Raw genomic sequence first — 16,299 nt, 5'->3', positions numbered from 1 at the left:
CGACGTCTCACGTCCGCCGCCACGCGGTGCCTACTCCTTGCCGAACATCTCCGCGGGGAACGCCCCGGCGGCCATGAGGCGCGTGGTGAACCCGCCCGCCAGCTCGGTCAGCCGGGCCACCCCGGCCGCCCCCAGGTGCTCGTACGGCCCCCGGTCCAGCCGGTCGGTGGTCCGCTCCAGGTCCTTGCGCAGTTCGACGCCGGCCGCGGTCAGCTCGTTGCCGGCGTCCAGCAGACCGCGCCCGCGCAGCCGTTCCTGGGCCGCCGCCAGCTCCTCCTGAGACCAGCCGCGGGTCGCCAGCAGACCGCGGTAGCTCATCCCGCGCCCGGTGGCGGTGTGGGTGACCAGTGCCTCGACGGGGTCCAGCTCCGCCTCCACCAGCGCCACCAGGTGCCCGTCGCCGCGGTGCTCGCGCAGCAGGGAGGCGGCGTGCCAGTAGGCCAGGTGCGGGGCGTCGGGCACCGGGAGGTCGGCGTGCGCGGCGTACAGGGGGCGGAAGGCCCGGGAGCAGCCCTCGGCGGCGCGCAGCGCCAGCCGCGCCGCCTCGGCCATCTCCGGCGAGGCCAGTGCCTCGTCGCCGAGCAGGCGGCGCAGGGTGGCGTCCACGGCGCGCAGCCGGGCGTCCAGTACGGCCTGCGGGGTCGTCACCGTCCACACCTGCGGGACGTGCCGGGCGACCAGCTCGTACTTGAACGAGAAGAAGGCCGCGGCGACCGTGCCCGGGCCCACCGCGCCCATCGGCGCGCTCCGGGACGCGAAGTAGCCGGCGCGGCCGTCCTCGACGCCCAACGCGGCCATTTCCGCGGAGAGTTCGGGGGCGAAGTAGTGCGCCGAGTGGAAGGGGTTGAGCACCTGCTGGCAGTGGCGGCCGGCCTTGTCGGGCAGTGCGCTGGATGAGGTCATGACGAGCAGGTTACCGACCCGTTGGTATGGCGTCGCCGGGGGTCCGCCGCCACCCGGCCCCGGCACCCCGGCGGGACAGCGACGATGACGAACCCATGGCAGAAAAGGTGGGTTTTCCGTCATTGCCGCCACACCGCCCGATGATCAGGATGGACGGTATGGAACCCCGCGATGTGCTGGTCGTCCTCTACGACGGCGTGCAGAGCCTCGACGTGACCGGCCCGGTCGAGGTGTTCACCGGCGCCGCCGGCCGCGTCCCGGGCGCCTACCGCATCCGCACCGCGAGCCCGGACGGCGCCCCGGTCCGCGCTTCCAGCGGCCTCACCCTCGTCCCCGACCTCGCGCTCGCCGAGGCCACCGCCCCGCCGCACACCCTCCTCGTCCCCGGCGGCGAGGGCACCCGCAACCCCGACCCCCGGGTCGTCGACTGGCTGCGCGCCCACGCCCCGCGCGCCCGCCGCAAGGTCTCGGTGTGCTCCGGCGCCTTCCTGCTGGCCGCGGCCGGCCTGCTCGACGGCCGCCGCGCGACCACTCATTGGAGCCTGTGCGCCGCGCTCGCCGCCCGCCACCCGGCCGTCCGCGTCGAACCCGAGCCGATCTACGTCCGGGACGGCGACCTGGCCACCTCCGCCGGCGTCACCGCCGGTATCGACCTGGCGCTGGCCCTGGTGGAGGAGGACCTCGGCCGGGACACCGCCCTGTGCGTCGCCCGCCTGCTGGTCGTCTTCCTGCGCCGCCCGGGCAACCAGACCCAGTTCAGCGCCCAGCTCGCCGCGCAGACCGCCGAACGCCGCCCGCTGCGCGACGTCCAGCAGTGGATCAGCGAGAACCCGGGCGCGGACCTCTCCGTCGAGGCGCTGGCCGCCCGCGCCGGACTCTCCCCGCGCCACTTCGCCCGCGCCTTCCGCGACGAGACCGGAATGACCCCGGGGCGGTACGTCGACCGGGTCCGCCTGGAGGCCGCCCGGCGGCATCTGGAGGACACCGCCGACGGCATCGAGCGGATATCGCGGCGCTGCGGCTACGGCACCCCCGAGGCGATGCGCCGGGCCTTCGTCCGGGCCCTGGGCACCTCCCCGGCCGAATACCGCCGCCGCTTCCGCCCCGCCGCCCTGCCCTGACCCGGCCCCCGGACCGCACCACCCAGCACGCACCCCTCACCCGCACGATCGGAAACGAGGCACCCCATGCAGATCGCCATCCTCCTCTACGACCGCTTCACCGCCCTCGACGCCATCGGCCCGTACGAGACCCTGGGCCGCCTCCCGGGCGCCGAGGTGGTCTTCACCGCCGAGCGCCCCGGCACGTACCGCAGCGACCTGGGCAGCCTCGGCCTGACCGCCGGCGCCGCGCTCGCCGACGTCCCGGCCCCGGACGTGCTCGTCGTCCCCGGCGGCCCCGGCCAGACCGCGCACATGCAGGACGGCCCGCTGCACGAGTGGATCCGGGCGGTGGACGCCGGCACCACCTGGACCACCTCGGTGTGCACCGGCTCCCTCATCCTCGGCGCCGCCGGCCTCCTCACCGGCCGCCGGGCCACCAGCCACTGGCTCGCCCTGGACCAGCTCCCCGCCCTCGGCGCCGAACCGACCGGCCAGCGGGTGGTCTTCGACGGCAAGTACGTCACCGCCGCCGGCGTCTCGTCCGGGATCGACATGGGCCTGGCGCTGGCCGGCCGGATCGCCGGCGACACCGCCGCCCAGACCATCCAGCTCGGCATCGAGTACGACCCGCAGCCGCCCTACGACGCCGGCTCGCCGGACAAGGCCCCGGCCGAGGCCGTCGCGGCCCTGCGCGGTATGACCCGCTTCGTCCTGACCGGCGAGGAGTGAAGGACGGCCGGAGGGGGCGGCCGGGACGCGTAGACCTGACGGGCCGTCAGGTCAGGTCGGTCTCCCGGTCCTCCGCCCCCTCCGGTCCCTCCGCCCACGGGAAGCGCGGCACCCGCCGCTCCAGGAAGGCCGCCGCGCCCTCCGCCGTCTCCCCGCTCTCCCGCGCCCGCGCCGCCCAGTACGCCCCGCGCGCCTCCGCCTCTTCCGGGGGCACGTCCCACGTCCCGTTGGCCAGCTCCTTGGCCGCGGTCTGGGTGAGCAGCGACCGGCTCGCCAGGACGGCGGTGAACTCCGCGATCCGCTTGTCCAGCCCGCCCGCGTCCACCACCTCGTCCACCAGCCCGGTCCGCAGCGCCCGCGCGCAGTCGATCAACTCCCCGGAGAACAGCAGGTACTTGGCGGCCGGCAGCCCCACCAGCCGGACCAGCCGCCGGGTCGCCGACGCCGGATACGCCACCCCCAGCTTCGCCGGCGTCACCCCGAAGCGCGCCCCCTCCTCGGCGAACCGCAGATCGCAGGCGGCCGCCAACTGCGCCCCGCCGCCCACGCAGTAGCCGCGTATCGCCGCCACGGTCGGCCGGGGGAAGGCCGCCAGCGCCTCCTCGGCCGCCACCGCCAGCCCCGGCGAATCGCCCGCCGCGTCCCGCAGCGACCCGATGTCCGCGCCCGCGCAGAACGTGCCGCCCTCGCCGGTCAGCACCAGCGCCCGCACCGCGCGGTCCGCCGCCAGCCGCGCCAGCAGCGGCGGCAGCTCCCGCCACATCGCCGTGGTCATCGCGTTGCGCTTGCCCGTATTGCTGATCGTGACGGTCGCGGTACCGCCGCCGACCTGCGTCCTGAGACCCGGTTCCATGCCCGGATATTAGAGCGACCGCCGCCCGCCGGGCCGGATACGATCGGCGGCCTGATGTCAGCCACACTCGTCGCCAAAGACCTCGCCGCCGGCCACGGCGAGCGCGTCCTGTTCTCCGGTCTCGATCTGGTCGCCGCCCCCGGCGACGTGATCGGCCTCGTCGGTGCCAACGGCGCCGGGAAGTCCACCCTGCTGCGCATCCTGGCCGGCCTGGTGCCCCCGGAGGAGGGCGGCCTCGCGCTCAGCCCGCCCACCGCCACCGTCGGCCACCTCCCGCAGGAGCCCGACCGCCGCCCCGGGGAGTCGGTCCGCGCCTTCCTCGCCCGCCGCACCGGCGTGGCCGACGCCCAGCGCGCCCTGGACGCCACCACCGAGGCGCTGGCCGCGGGCCGCCCCGGCGCCGACGACGCCTACGCCACCGCCCTGGAGCGCTGGCTCGCCCTGGGCGCCGCCGACCTCGACGAACGCGCCGAGGAGACCGCCGCCCAGCTGGGCCTGGCGGTCAGCCTCGACCAGCCGATGACCACCCTCTCCGGCGGCCAGGCCGCCCGTGCCTCGCTCGCCTCCCTGCTGCTCTCCCGCTACGACGTCTTCCTCCTGGACGAGCCCACCAACGACCTCGACCTGGACGGCCTGGCGCGGCTGGAATCCTTCGTCACCGGCCTGCGCGCCGGCACCGTCCTGGTCAGCCACGACCGCGAGTTCCTGGCCCGCACGGTCACCCGCGTCGTCGAGCTGGACCTCGCCCAGCAGCAGGTCAACACCTACGGCGGCGGCTACGCCGGCTATCTGGAGGAGCGCGAGCGGGCCCGCCGGCACGCCCGCGAACGCTACGAGGAGTACGCCGACACCAAGGCCGCCCTGGAGACCCGCGCGCACACCCAGCGCAACTGGATGGAGAAGGGCGTCCGCAACGCCCGCCGCAAGGCCCCCGACAACGACAAGATCGCCCGCAAGGGCCGTATCGAGGCCACCGAGAAGCAGGCCGCCAAGGCCAAGCAGACCCAGCGGATGATCGAGCGGCTGGAGACCGTCGAGGAGCCCCGCAAGGAGTGGGAGCTGCGGATGGAGATCGCCGCGGCGCCCCGGGCCGGCGCGGTGGTGGCCACCCTCCGGCAGGCCGAGGTCCGCCGCGGCGCCTTCCGCTTCGGCCCGGTCGACCTCCAGATCGACTGGGCGGACCGGGTAGCCATCACCGGCCCCAACGGCTCCGGCAAGTCCACCCTGCTCGCCGCCCTCCTGGGCCGGCTGCCGCTGGACTCCGGCGCGGCCGCGCTCGGCCCGGGCGTGGTGGTCGGCGAGATCGACCAGGCCCGCGGCCAGCTCTTCGCCGGCGACGGCGACACCTCGCTGATGGACGCCTTCCGGGCCGCCGTCCCGGACCTGCCGCCCGCCGACGTGCGCACCCTGCTCGCCAAGTTCGGCCTCAAGGCGAACCACGTCCCGCGCCCGGCGCGCACCCTCTCGCCCGGGGAGCGCACCCGCGCCGCGCTGGCCCTCCTCCAGGGCCGCGGGGTCAACCTCCTCGTCCTGGACGAGCCGACCAACCACCTCGACCTGCCGGCCATCGAGCAGCTGGAGTCCGCGCTCGCCTCGTATCCGGGCACCCTGCTGCTGGTGACCCACGACCGCCGGATGCTGTCGGCGGTGCGGACCACCCGCCGGATCGAGGTCGAGGCCGGCCGGATCACCGACCGCCCGGTCTGACCGGCGGCCCGCTCCGGAGCCCGCGCCGGTTTTCGATTTGTGTCCGGGGCGCCGGCCCCGTACAGTCATCCGAGTCGACGCGGGGTGGAGCAGCTCGGTAGCTCGCTGGGCTCATAACCCAGAGGTCGCAGGTTCAAATCCTGTCCCCGCTACTCGTAAGACAGCAGGCCCGGTGCACACGCGCCGGGCCTGCTGCCGTTTCCGCGTGTCCGCGGAGCGCCTTCCTCACCCTGCCCGCCCCCGTGATCCGGGGTATACCGGGTAAAACGGTCACGATCGAGGGAGGCGGCGATGGTCCGCAGGTCCAGGTCCTCCGGGCGCAACCCCGGCGCGGTCCGGCTGGGACGCGGCTTCGGTCTGCTGGCGGTGCTCGGGATCGTCCTCGCCCTGGCCGGGATCGTCGGCCTGGTCTACGTGGGCGTGGCCACGCTCACCACGATGCTGCTCTTCGGCTGGCTGCTGCTGATCGGCGGCGTGGTGGGGCTGGTGCACGCCGTGCAGTCCCGGGGGTCGGGCTTCTTCTGGCTCGCGGCGATCGTCGCGGCGCTGAACATCGCGGCCGGGGTGGTGGTGCTGCGCCGGCCGGACGCCTCCGCCGCCGCGCTGACCATGTTCGCGGCCCTGCTCTTCCTGACCGGCGGGCTGTTCCGGCTGGCCGGCGCCGTGGTGGTGCGCGGCCCGCAGTTCGGCTGGACGCTGCTCCAGGGCGTGATCGGCATCCTGCTCGGCATCCTGGTGCTGGCCAACTGGCCGCACAGCAGCCTGTACGTGATCGGCTGCTTCTTCTCGCTGGCGCTGCTCTTCGACGGGCTCGGCCTGTTCGCCATGGGCGTCGGCGGGCGGCGGGTGGTCGGCATGGTCGAGCAGCGCGGAGTGGCTTGATCCGTACCCCGCGCGGAGCGGTTCCGGTGGTGCGCCGGCGCCTCCCCCCGGCCACCACCGCCACAAGAGGAAAGAAAACCAACAGAAGGCGCCGCGCGGCCGATCAATTCCGACAGAATCGGTCAAAAAGCGTCGATAGGCGCTGACTTGCGTTCAGCGGGCCGGGACGGACCGGCGGATTCTCAACACTCGTCGTGTGAGGATGCCTTCCGGACCACCCGCAGAACCCCCCGAGGAGCTGACCTCCCCGCCCGCCTACGAAGGTGTCTGGCGGTTCACCGCCCCGGCACTGGAGTCCTCGGTGCCGCAGGCGCGCCACGCGGTGCGGGATCTGCTCGCCGAACAGCGCGCCCCGGTCGCCGCCGGCACCCTGGACGCCCTGCTGCTGATCGTCTCCGAACTGGTCACCAACGCCGTCCGGCACGCCGCGCTGCTCTCCCCGCACATCGCCGTCCAGCTCGGCATCGGCGCCGGCTGGCTGCGGATCGCCGTCGAGGACGGCCACCCCTACCGCCCCAAGGCCCTGGAGGCGGACGAGGGGGACGTCGGCGGCCGCGGCCTGTGGCTGGTGAAGGTGCTCACCGCGGAGGCGGGCGGGAAGTGCGGTGTGGAGCACACCGCGGACGGCGGCAAGGCGATCTGGGCCGAGCTGCCGCTCGCCCCGCCCGCTACCAGCCCGCCGCCTGCCCCGTGAGCTCCCGGACCGCCGGCCGCGCCGCGTCCAGCACCGTCATGAACCACGCGGAGAACGGTGCCGCGCCGTGCCGCTCGGCCAGCTCCTCCGGCGTGACGAACGCGATCTCGGCGATCTCCTCCGGGTCCGGCGCCGGCTCGGCCCGCACCAGCCCGACGAACAGGTGGTTGTACTCCTGCTCCACCAGGCCGGAGGCCGGATCCGGGTGGTTGTAGCGCACCGTCCCCGCCTCGGCCAGCAGCGCCGGGGCGACGCCCAGCTCCTCCGCGGTCCGCCGGGCCGCCGCCGCGAACGGCGTCTCGCCCGGGTACGGGTGCCCGCAGCAGGTGTTGGACCACACACCGGGGGAGTGGTACTTCGCCAGCGCCCGCCGCTGGAGCAGCAGCCGCCCCTTCTCGTCGAAGAGGAAGACCGAGAAGGCCCGGTGCAGCCGGCCGGGGGGCTGGTGCGCGGAGAGCTTCTCCGCCGTGCCGATCGTCGTGCCGTCCTCGTCGACCAGCTCCAGCATGATCGGCTCGGCGGCGCCGTCCGGCGTGCCCGCCGCCGAGGTCCCGGCGGTCTGTCCGTTGGCAGGTGTGATCGGCATGCCCATCCTTGTCGTCGGTCGTCCACGCCAAGTCTGCCCCACCGGGCCGCCCGCCACGGGCAGAGCACTGCCGGACACCGCGCGGCGCCGCGTGTCCCGGCGCGCACCGGCCACCGCGCGCCCCCGCCACGCCCCCGGCATGGCCCTCGCCACAGCCTCACCGCGGCAACCCGTGACCAGCCCCCGCATAACCGGCGCCCCGCCCAGGCCGCCGGTTGTTCCGGCACCGCCCGATCCACCATGATGATCGCGGCAGGCGCACCCGCCGCTCACCCGATCGAGTGGTGAATACGTGGTGAACGGCCGCATCCCGCGATCCGATAGCCTCTGCCGACGTGCCACCCGGCCCGCCCGGACGAGGTGTGCCGCACCCGCCGCCCGGAGAGTTCGCCTACGGACAGACCGGCGCCGCTCGTCAGCATCCAAGGAGTGAGTTCGTCTGTCGACCGCCATCCTCACCGGTCCGCCGGTCGCCGGGTCGTCGCTCGAGGCCGACCTGCGCACACTGGGTTTTGACGTCCGCACGGCCGGTGACCCCGCCGCCACCGCCGAGCTGCTGGCCCAGGTGCCCGCCGACGAGCGGGTCGCCCTGGTGGACCCCCGCTTCGTCGGCCACCTGCACGCCCTGCGGCTCGCGCTGACCGACCCGCGCTTCCCGGCCGCCGCGGTGCCCGGCGCGCTCACCGTGCAGCCCGCCGCCCGCGCCGAGCTGGACCGCGCTGCCGCCCGCATACCGGTCGGCGCCGGCACCGCGCACCTCACCGACCTGCTCACCGACACCCTCACCGACGCCCTGGACCGGGCCGGTGCCGGCCTCCACCGGGTCGAGCTGGGCAGCCTCACCGCCACCATCGCGCTCACCCCCGCCCAGCGGGCGGAGGCCAAGGAGGCGGTCGCCGCCGTCGACGACGAAGCGGTCCGGCTGCGCACCGCCGTGAAGTCCCGCGACGGCTTCTTCACCACCTTCTTCATCAGCCCGTACTCCCGCTACCTCGCCCGCTGGTGCGCGCGCCGCGGCCTGACCCCCAACCAGGTCACCACCGCGTCCCTGCTCACCGCCCTGATCGCGGCGGGCTGCGCGGCCACCGGCAGCCGCGGCGGCTTCATCGCCGCCGGCGTGCTCCTGCTGCTCTCCTTCGTCCTGGACTGCACCGACGGGCAGCTCGCCCGCTACTCGCTCCAGTACTCCACGCTCGGCGCCTGGCTGGACGCCACCTTCGACCGGGCCAAGGAGTACGCCTACTACGCCGGGCTCGCGCTCGGCGCGGCCCGCGGCGGCGACGACGTCTGGGCGCTGGCGCTCGGCGCGATGATCCTCCAGACCTGCCGCCACATCGTGGACTTCTCGTTCAACGAGGGCAGCGAGTTCGAGGGCGGCGCCGGGAGCGCCGGGCCCGCCGTCGCCCTGTCCGACCGGCTCGACCGGGTCGGCTGGACGGTCTGGGCCCGCCGGATGATCGTGCTGCCGATCGGCGAACGCTGGGCCATGATCGCCGTCCTCACCGCGCTCACCACCCCGCGTATCGTCTTCTCCGCCCTGCTCATCGGCTGCGCGCTGGCCGCCTGCTACACCACCGCGGGCCGGGTGCTGCGCTCCCGGGCCCGCCGCGCCCGCCGCACCGACCGCGCCGCCCGGGCGCTCGCCGACCTCACCGACTACGGCCCGCTGGCCGAGCTGCTCACCCGCGGCGGCCGGGGCCGGGCGGCCACCGGTTCCCTGCTCGCGCCCGTTATGGCGTTTCTCTCGTCCGCGGTGCTGCTGGTGTGGGTGATCTCCCAGCCGGACCCCGCGTCCTGGCGCACCGCCGGGGTCGCGGCCTGCGCCGCGCTGCTGGCCGCCGCGGCCCTGTCCCGCCCGCTCAAGGGCGGGCTGGACTGGCTCGTCCCGCCCTTCCTGCGGGCCGGCGAATACGTCACGGTGCTGGTGCTGGCCGCCCGGTCCGGCGCCCACGGGGCGCTCCCCGCGGCGTTCGGGCTGGTCGCGGCGGTCGCCTACCATCACTACGACACGGTCTACCGCATCCGCGGTGGCACGGGGGCCCCACCGCGGTGGCTGGTCCGGGCGACCGGCGGATACGAAGGGCGGATCCTGGTCATCACCGTCCTCGCCGCGCTGCTCCCCGCCACAGGTTTCACGCTCGCGCTCACGGCCCTCGCTGTGGTCCTGGCGCTGCTGGTGCTCGCCGAGAGCATCCGCTTCTGGGTGTCCTCGCAAGCACCCGCCGTACACGACGAAGGAGAAACCGCATGATCGGCCTCGTGCTGGCCGCCGGCGCCGGACGGCGTCTGCGCCCCTACACCGACACCCTGCCGAAGGCCCTGGTGCCGGTGGGTCCGGAAGGGGACGAGGAGGCGGCGACCGTCCTGGACCTCACGCTCGGGAACTTCGCCGAGATCGGCCTGACCGAGGCCGCCGTCGTCGTCGGCTACCGCAAGGAGGCCGTGTACGCGCGCAAGGAGGCCCTGGAGCGGAAGTACGGCCTGAAGCTGACCCTCGTCGACAACGACAAGGCCGAGGAGTGGAACAACGCCTACTCGCTGTGGTGCGCCCGCGACGTGATCGCCGCCCATGACGCGGTGATCCTCGCCAACGGCGACACCGTGCACCCGGTCTCCGTCGAGAAGACGCTGCTCGAAGCCCGCGGCGAGGGCCGCCAGATCATCCTCGCGCTGGACACCGTCAAGCAGCTCGCCGACGAGGAGATGAAGGTCGTCGCCGACCCCGCCAAGGGCGTCCGCAAGATCACCAAGCTGATGGACCCGGCCGAGGCCACCGGCGAGTACATCGGCGTCACCCTCATCGAGGGCTCGGCCGCCGCCGAGCTGGCCGACGCCCTGAAGACCACCTTCGAGCGGGACCCCGACCTCTACTACGAGGACGGCTACCAGGAGCTGGTCAACCGCGGCTTCACGGTCGACGTGGCGCCGATCGGCGACGTCGCGTGGGTCGAGATCGACAACCACGACGACCTCGCGAAGGGCCGTGACATCGCATGCCGGTACTGACCCGCCTCATCCCGTCCCCGGTCGTCGTCGACATCAGCGCCGGCGCCCTGGACGATCTGGCGGGTCTGCTGGCCGACCAGCGCATCTCGGCGTCCGGCAAGCTCGCCATCGCGATCAGCGGCGGCTCGGGGGCCCGGCTGCGCGAGCGGCTGGCCCCCGCCCTCCCCGGCGCCGAGTGGTACGAGGTCGGCGGCGGCACCCTGGACGACGCGATCAAGCTCGCCGACGCCATGAAGAAGGGGCACTACGACGCGGTCGTGGGCCTGGGCGGCGGCAAGATCATCGACTGTGCGAAGTTCGCCGCCGCGCGCATCGGGCTGCCCCTGGTCGCGGTCGCCACCAACCTCTCGCACGACGGGCTGTGCTCCCCGGTCGCCACCCTCGACAACGACGCCGGCCGCGGCTCGTACGGTGTGCCCAACCCGATCGCCGTGGTCATCGACCTCGACATCATCCGGGAGGCCCCGGCCCGCTTCGTCCGCTCCGGGATCGGCGACGCGATCTCCAACATCTCCGCGGTCGCGGACTGGGAGCTCTCGCACCGCGAGACCGGCGAGGCGATCGACGGACTGGCCGCGGCGATGGCCCGGCAGGCCGGCGAGGCCGTGCTCCGCCACCCCGGCGGCGTCGGCGACGACAGCTTCCTCCAGGTGCTGGCCGAGGGCCTGGTGCTGACCGGCATCTCGATGTCGGTGGCCGGCGACAGCCGCCCCGCCTCGGGCGCCTGCCACGAGATCAACCACGCCTTCGACCTGCTGTTCCCCAAGCGGGCGGCGAGCCACGGCGAGCAGTGCGGCCTGGGCGCCGCGTTCGCCACCCACCTGCGCGGCGACCGGAAGACCGCCGCGCTGATGGTCCAGGTGCTGCGCCGCCACGGGCTGCCGGTCACCCCCGGCGACATCGGCTTCACCGACGAGGAGTTCGTGCAGGCCGTCGAGTTCGCCCCGAAGACCCGTCCGGGCCGCTACACGATCCTGGAGCACCTGGACCTGTCCACCGACGAGATCAGGGACGCATACGCCGACTATGCCGAAACCATCAGTAGCTGAGCTCCGCCCGGTCGTCCACCCCGAGGGCGTGAAGGACCGGCGCAGCGGTGAGCACTGGGCCGGCCGCCTCTACATGCGGGAAATCTCGCTGCGCTGCGACCGGTATCTGGTCACCACCCGGGTCACGCCCAACCAGCTGACCTACCTGATGACCCTCTTCGGCGTGCTCGCCGCCCCGGCACTGCTGGTGCCCGGGATCTGGGGCGCCGCGCTCGGCGTGCTCATGGTCCAGCTCTACCTGCTGCTGGACTGCGTCGACGGCGAGGTGGCCCGCTGGAAGAAGCAGTTCTCGCTGGGCGGGGTCTACCTCGACCGGGTCGGCGCGTACCTGTGCGACGCCGCGGTGCTGGTCGGCTTCGGCCTGCGCGCCGCCGACCTGTGGGGACCGGGCCGGATCGACTGGCTCTGGGCGTTCCTCGGCACCCTGGCCGCGCTCGGCGCGGTGCTGATCAAGGCCGAGACCGACCTGGTCGCCGTCGCCCGCCACCAGGGCGGCCTGCCGCCGGTCAAGGAGGCCGCCTCCGAGCCGCGCTCGTCCGGTCTCGCGCTGGCCCGCAGGGCCGCCGCGGCGCTGAAGTTCCACCGGCTGGTCCTCGGCATCGAGGCGTCCCTGCTGATCCTGGTCCTGGCGATCGTGGACGCGGTCCGCGGCGACCTGTTCTTCTCCCGCCTCGGCGTCGCGGTGCTGGCCGGTATCGCGCTGCTCCAGACGCTGCTGCACCTCGTGTCCGTCCTCGCCTCCAGCAGGCTGAAATGACCGCGGCGTCCGCGATGCGGCTCGGGGCGGTGGTCCTCACCATGGGCAACCGCCCCGACGAGCTGCGCGCCCTGCTGGAATCGGTCGCCCGGCAGGACGGCGACCCGATCGAGGTGGCGGTGGTCGGCAACGGCGCCCCGCTGCCCGAGCTGGCCGTTCCGGGCCTGTCCGTGCGGACCGTCGAGCTGCCGGAGAACGTCGGCATCCCGGCCGGCCGCAACGCCGGCATCGAGGCGTTCGGCCCCGGCGGCCGGGACGTCGACGCGCTGCTCTTCCTCGACGACGACGGGCTGCTGGCCCGGAACGACACCGCCGAGCTGTGCCGCCAGGCGTTCGCCGCCGACCCGCGGCTGGGCATCATCAGCTTCCGGATCGCCGACCCGGACACCGGCCTGACCCAGCGCCGGCACGTCCCGCGGCTGCGCGCCTCCGACCCGCTGCGCTCGTCCCGGGTGACCACCTTCCTCGGCGGCGCCAACGCCGTCCGCACCGCGGTGTTCGCCCAGGTCGGCGGCCTGCCCGGCGATTTCTTCTACGCCCACGAGGAGACCGACCTGGCCTGGCGGGCGCTGGACGCCGGCTGGCGGATCGACTACCGGGCGGACATGGTCCTGCACCACCCGACCACGGCCCCGGCCCGGCACGCGGTCTACCACCGCATGGTGGCCCGCAACCGCGTCTGGCTGGCCCGCCGCAACCTCCCGGCCCCGCTCGTTCCGGCCTATCTCGGTGTCTGGTTCCTGCTCACCCTCGCCCGCCGTCCCGCGCTGCCGGGACTGCGGGCCTGGCTGGGCGGATTCCGCGAGGGCTGGGCCACTGAGTGCGGTCCCAGGCGCCCCATGAAGTGGGCTACCGTGTGGCGACTGACCCGTCTGGGCCGCCCTCCCATCATCTGACAAGCTCGTATCTGAGAGCATCAGGCGCGAACCGGTGCGTGCCCCGGCAGCGCACCATGAGGACGAAAGTGTCAACTGTGAGCGAGACTACGCACGGCAGTGCGGTCGCCATGAGTGCCCCGCCATCCGCGGACGAAGGGCTCACGCCGGCCCAGCGGGCCCAGAAGTACGGACTGTCGCAGAGCGGGGCCCGGCCCAGCCTCCCGGAGTACGTCCGGCAGCTGTGGGACCGGCGGCATTTCATCTCCGCCTTCGCCAGCGCCAAGCTGACCGCGCAGTTCAGCCAGGCGAAGCTGGGCCAGGTCTGGCAGGTGGCGACACCGCTGCTGAACGCCCTCGTGTACTACCTCATCTTCGGTCTGCTGATCGGCACCCGGAAGGGCGTCCCGGACTACGTCCCGTTCCTGGTGACGGGCGTCTTCATCTTCACCTTCACGCAGAGTTCGGTGATGGCCGGCACGCGGGCGATCTCCGGCAGCCTCGGCCTGGTGCGGGCGCTGCACTTCCCGCGCGCCTGCCTGCCGATCTCGTTCTGCCTGATGCAGCTGCAGCAACTGCTGTTCTCCATGGGCGTGCTGGTGGTCATCCTGCTGGCGTTCGGGCAGGTGCCGACGTGGTCCTGGCTGCTGGTGCTGCCGGCGCTGCTGCTCCAGTTCGTGTTCAACACCGGCCTGGCGATGATCATGGCCCGGCTCGGCAGCAAGACCCCGGACCTGGCGCAGCTGATGCCCTTCATCATGCGGACGTGGATGTACGCGTCCGGCGTGATGTTCAGCATCAGCGTGATCATGCAGGGCAAGCACGTCCCGCACTGGGTCGAGGTGCTGCTCTACTCCAACCCCGCCGCGGTTTACATCGATCTGGTCCGGTTCGCGCTGATCGACAGCTTCAAGGCGAGCCAGCTCCCGCCGCACGTCTGGGCGTACGCGCTGGGCTGGGCGCTGCTGGCGGGCGCCGCGGGCTTTGTGTACTTCTGGAAGGCTGAGGAGCGGTACGGACGTGGCTGAGCAGATGGACGGCGTCCAGCCGACGGCGGCGGCGCAGGAGCGGATCCCGACCGTGATCGCGGACGAGCTGCACATCGTCTACCGGGTCTACGGGACGGGTGCGGGCAAGGGCAGCGCGACCGCCGCCCTCAGCCGGATCATCCGGCGCCGCCCCTCGGTGGGCGTGCGCGAGGTGCACGCGGTCAAGGGGGTCTCCTTCACCGCGTACCGCGGCGAGTCGATCGGCCTGATCGGTTCGAACGGTTCCGGCAAGTCGACGCTCCTCAAGGCGGTGGCGGGCCTGCTGCCGGCCGAGCGCGGCAAGGTCTACACGCACGGCCAGCCCTCGCTGCTGGGCGTCAACGCGGCCCTGATGAACGACCTCACCGGTGAGAAGAACGTCATCCTGGGCGGTCTGGCGATGGGCATGTCCCGCGAGCAGATCCGCTCCCGCTACGACGACATCGTGGACTTCTCGGGCATCAACGAGAAGGGCGACTTCATCTCGCTGCCGATGCGCACCTATTCGTCCGGTATGGCGGCCCGGCTGCGCTTCTCCATCGCGGCCGCCAAGGACCACGACGTGCTGCTGATCGACGAGGCGCTGGCCACCGGTGACCGGGCGTTCCAGAAGCGCTCCGAGGCCCGGATCCGCGAGTTGCGCAAGGAAGCCGGTACGGTCTTCCTGGTCAGCCACAACAACAACTCGATCCGGGACACCTGCGACCGCGTGCTGTGGCTGGAGCGGGGCGAGCTGCTGATGGACGGTCCGACGGACGAGGTCATCAAGGCGTACGAGAAGGAGACGGGCAAATAGCCCATCCTTCGCAGAAGGCCCCCGTGAGTCCGGTTCGCGGGGGCCTTCGAGTGTCAAGGGCTGGTCAACTCCCGGGGAAACGGGAACAGTTGAATTCCGCCCGATGTTGACCGGATCGTTGCCCGGCGGCGGCGGTACCCGCCCGGACGCCGGGCAGACATGCGGCGTAAGCTGTACGGGTACTGAACGGCACAAGTGGTGCAAGTCGGGCAATCTTCACCCGAGCGAGCGACGAAAGCTCGATCGGAGCGCGTCGCGGGCAGCGGCGTGTCCGAAATGGGATGTTTTAGCTTGGCGGTGTAGAACGGGAGACGTGACGGCAATGGCTACTGGTTCGCTCCGGCTCCACGACGTGCCGGGTAGCCCCCGGTGAGCCGAGGAGACGAGCAGGCGCATCGCGCCTTCCTCCGGAGGGTGGCGGTGAGTGGCAGGAGGGACCACACGCGCACCGTGCTCGATCAGGCCGCGCACGAGAATTTCCCGGTCGCGCCGTTCTTCCTGCCCCGCGCCTGGCGCGCCGACCTCATGGCCCTCTACGGCTTCGCCCGCCTCGTGGACGACATCGGCGACGGCGACCTCGCCCCCGGCGGCGGCGACGCCGTCCTCCTCGGCCTCGACCGCGAGTGCCACGACGACCGCCCCGCGCTCCTCGACGCCCTCGAAGCCGACCTGTACCGCGTCTTCAGCGACCGCGCCCCCGGCCCCAAGCACCCGCTGATGCGCCGCCTCGGCCCCACCGTCCGCCGCTGCGGGCTGACCCCCGAGCCGTTCCTCGGCCTGATCGAGGCCAACCGCCAGGACCAGCGGATCAGCCGCTACGCCACCTACGGCGACCTCGCCGCCTACTGCGAGCTGTCCGCCAACCCCGTCGGCCGGCTCGTGCTCGGCGTCACCGGCACCTCCAGCCCCGAGCGCGTCCGCCTCTCGGACGCCATCTGCACCGCCCTCCAGCTCGTCGAGCACATCCAGGACGTCGCCGAGGACCTCGGCCGGGACCGGATCTACCTCCCCGCCGAGGACATGAAGCGCTTCGGCGTCACCGAGGAGGACCTGGCCGCGCCCACCGGCGGCCCCTCGGTGCGCGCCCTGATCGCCTTCGAGGCGGAGCGCGCCGGGCAGCTGCTCGACGAGGGCGCGCCCCTGGTGGGCAGCGTGCACGGCAGGCTCAGGCTGCTGCTGGCCGGCTTCGTGGCCGGCGGGCGCGCCGCGCTCCAGGCGGTCGCGGCCGCCGATCACGACGTACTCCCCGGCCCGCCGAAACCGGCCAAGCTCAGCCTGCTGCGCGAGGTCGGGGCGGCATTGCGACGAGAGGGGTGAGGCGAGGGTGGAGG

The 16,299-nt window shown here is 73.4% G+C and carries 16 protein-coding genes and 1 tRNA gene; 14 read left to right on the top strand and 3 right to left on the bottom strand.

The features are described 5' to 3' along the window. Nucleotides 1-30: 30 nt before the first annotated feature. Nucleotides 31-903, bottom strand: a complete 873-nt coding sequence (locus ADL22_RS09570) for an SCO6745 family protein (RefSeq protein WP_066975753.1) — start codon at nt 901-903, stop codon at nt 31-33. A gap of 158 nt (nt 904-1,061) precedes the next feature. Between ADL22_RS09570 and ADL22_RS09565 the strand changes: the two genes are divergently transcribed. Both ADL22_RS09565 and ADL22_RS09560 read left to right on the top strand, forming a co-directional pair. Next, nucleotides 1,062-2,024, top strand: a complete 963-nt coding sequence (locus tag ADL22_RS09565; protein WP_066975805.1) for a GlxA family transcriptional regulator — start codon at nt 1,062-1,064, stop codon at nt 2,022-2,024. A 66-nt stretch (nt 2,025-2,090) separates the two neighbouring features. After that, nucleotides 2,091-2,735: a DJ-1/PfpI family protein gene (locus ADL22_RS09560; RefSeq protein WP_066975751.1), complete on the top strand. Its 645-nt coding sequence runs from the start codon at nt 2,091-2,093 to the stop codon at nt 2,733-2,735. 46 nt (nt 2,736-2,781) lie between these two features. On the opposite strand, the gene ADL22_RS09555 is transcribed toward ADL22_RS09560, so the two are convergent. Further along, nucleotides 2,782-3,588, bottom strand: a complete 807-nt coding sequence (locus ADL22_RS09555) for an enoyl-CoA hydratase/isomerase family protein (protein ID WP_066975749.1) — start codon at nt 3,586-3,588, stop codon at nt 2,782-2,784. Nucleotides 3,589-3,642: 54 nt separating this feature from the next. On the opposite strand from ADL22_RS09555, the gene ADL22_RS09550 reads away from it, so the two are divergent. The 4 genes from ADL22_RS09550 (at nt 3,643) to ADL22_RS09535 (ending at nt 6,871) form a co-directional block, all read left to right on the top strand. Next, nucleotides 3,643-5,295, top strand: coding sequence for an ABC-F family ATP-binding cassette domain-containing protein (locus ADL22_RS09550; protein ID WP_066975747.1), 1,653 nt, complete (start codon nt 3,643-3,645; stop codon nt 5,293-5,295). Nucleotides 5,296-5,373: 78 nt separating this feature from the next. Next, nucleotides 5,374-5,447: transfer RNA gene (locus ADL22_RS09545), tRNA-Met, on the top strand. A 139-nt stretch (nt 5,448-5,586) separates the two neighbouring features. Then, the gene (locus tag ADL22_RS09540; protein WP_066975745.1) at nt 5,587-6,177 is read left to right on the top strand and encodes an HdeD family acid-resistance protein; all 591 of its coding nucleotides are present in this window, start codon (nt 5,587-5,589) and stop codon (nt 6,175-6,177) included. Between the two features lie 202 nt (nt 6,178-6,379). After that, entirely contained in the window at nt 6,380-6,871 is a 492-nt protein-coding gene (locus ADL22_RS09535; protein ID WP_066975742.1) for an ATP-binding protein, read from the top strand. On the opposite strand, the gene idi is transcribed toward ADL22_RS09535, so the two are convergent. Further along, on the bottom strand, nt 6,846-7,457 hold the full coding sequence (idi, locus tag ADL22_RS09530; RefSeq protein ID WP_066975740.1) for an isopentenyl-diphosphate Delta-isomerase: 612 nt from the start codon (nt 7,455-7,457) through the stop codon (nt 6,846-6,848). The two genes, ADL22_RS09535 and idi, sit on opposite strands and share 26 nt — an antisense overlap. Before the next feature lie 439 nt (nt 7,458-7,896). Between idi and ADL22_RS09525 the strand changes: the two genes are divergently transcribed. The 8 genes from ADL22_RS09525 to hpnC all read left to right on the top strand — a co-directional run bounded on the left by ADL22_RS09525 (nt 7,897) and on the right by hpnC (nt 16,285). Beyond that, entirely contained in the window at nt 7,897-9,708 is a 1,812-nt protein-coding gene (locus ADL22_RS09525) for a DUF5941 domain-containing protein (RefSeq protein ID WP_066975737.1), read from the top strand. Then, the gene (locus tag ADL22_RS09520; protein ID WP_066975735.1) at nt 9,705-10,463 is read left to right on the top strand and encodes a sugar phosphate nucleotidyltransferase; all 759 of its coding nucleotides are present in this window, start codon (nt 9,705-9,707) and stop codon (nt 10,461-10,463) included. The genes ADL22_RS09525 and ADL22_RS09520 overlap by 4 nt, the downstream gene beginning before the upstream one ends. After that, a complete protein-coding gene (locus tag ADL22_RS09515) occupies nt 10,451-11,512 on the top strand; it encodes an iron-containing alcohol dehydrogenase family protein (RefSeq protein ID WP_066975732.1) in 1,062 nt (353 codons plus the stop codon). The genes ADL22_RS09520 and ADL22_RS09515 overlap by 13 nt, the downstream gene beginning before the upstream one ends. Then, a complete protein-coding gene (locus tag ADL22_RS09510) occupies nt 11,490-12,269 on the top strand; it encodes a CDP-alcohol phosphatidyltransferase family protein (protein ID WP_079063977.1) in 780 nt (259 codons plus the stop codon). Before ADL22_RS09515 ends, ADL22_RS09510 begins: the two co-directional genes overlap by 23 nt. After that, on the top strand, nt 12,266-13,165 hold the full coding sequence (locus tag ADL22_RS09505; protein ID WP_066975728.1) for a glycosyltransferase family 2 protein: 900 nt from the start codon (nt 12,266-12,268) through the stop codon (nt 13,163-13,165). Before ADL22_RS09510 ends, ADL22_RS09505 begins: the two co-directional genes overlap by 4 nt. A 77-nt stretch (nt 13,166-13,242) precedes the next feature. Further along, the gene (locus ADL22_RS09500; RefSeq protein WP_066975725.1) at nt 13,243-14,172 is read left to right on the top strand and encodes an ABC transporter permease; all 930 of its coding nucleotides are present in this window, start codon (nt 13,243-13,245) and stop codon (nt 14,170-14,172) included. 4 nt (nt 14,173-14,176) lie between these two features. Continuing rightward, nucleotides 14,177-14,968 carry an ABC transporter ATP-binding protein gene (locus ADL22_RS09495; RefSeq protein ID WP_066975803.1) on the top strand — a complete coding sequence of 264 codons (792 nt, stop codon included), beginning with the start codon at nt 14,177-14,179 and terminating at the stop codon, nt 14,966-14,968. Nucleotides 14,969-15,418: 450 nt separating this feature from the next. After that, nucleotides 15,419-16,285, top strand: coding sequence for a squalene synthase HpnC (gene hpnC / locus ADL22_RS09490; protein WP_066975723.1), 867 nt, complete (start codon nt 15,419-15,421; stop codon nt 16,283-16,285). Nucleotides 16,286-16,299: the final 14 nt, after the last annotated feature.

Source organism: Streptomyces sp. NRRL F-4489 (genome assembly GCF_001509485.1).
In the GTDB taxonomy this organism is placed as follows: Bacteria; Actinomycetota; Actinomycetes; order Streptomycetales; family Streptomycetaceae; genus Streptomyces.
The sequence above is the reverse complement of the archived record's forward strand: the minus strand, read 5'-3'. Positions and strand labels throughout refer to the sequence as shown.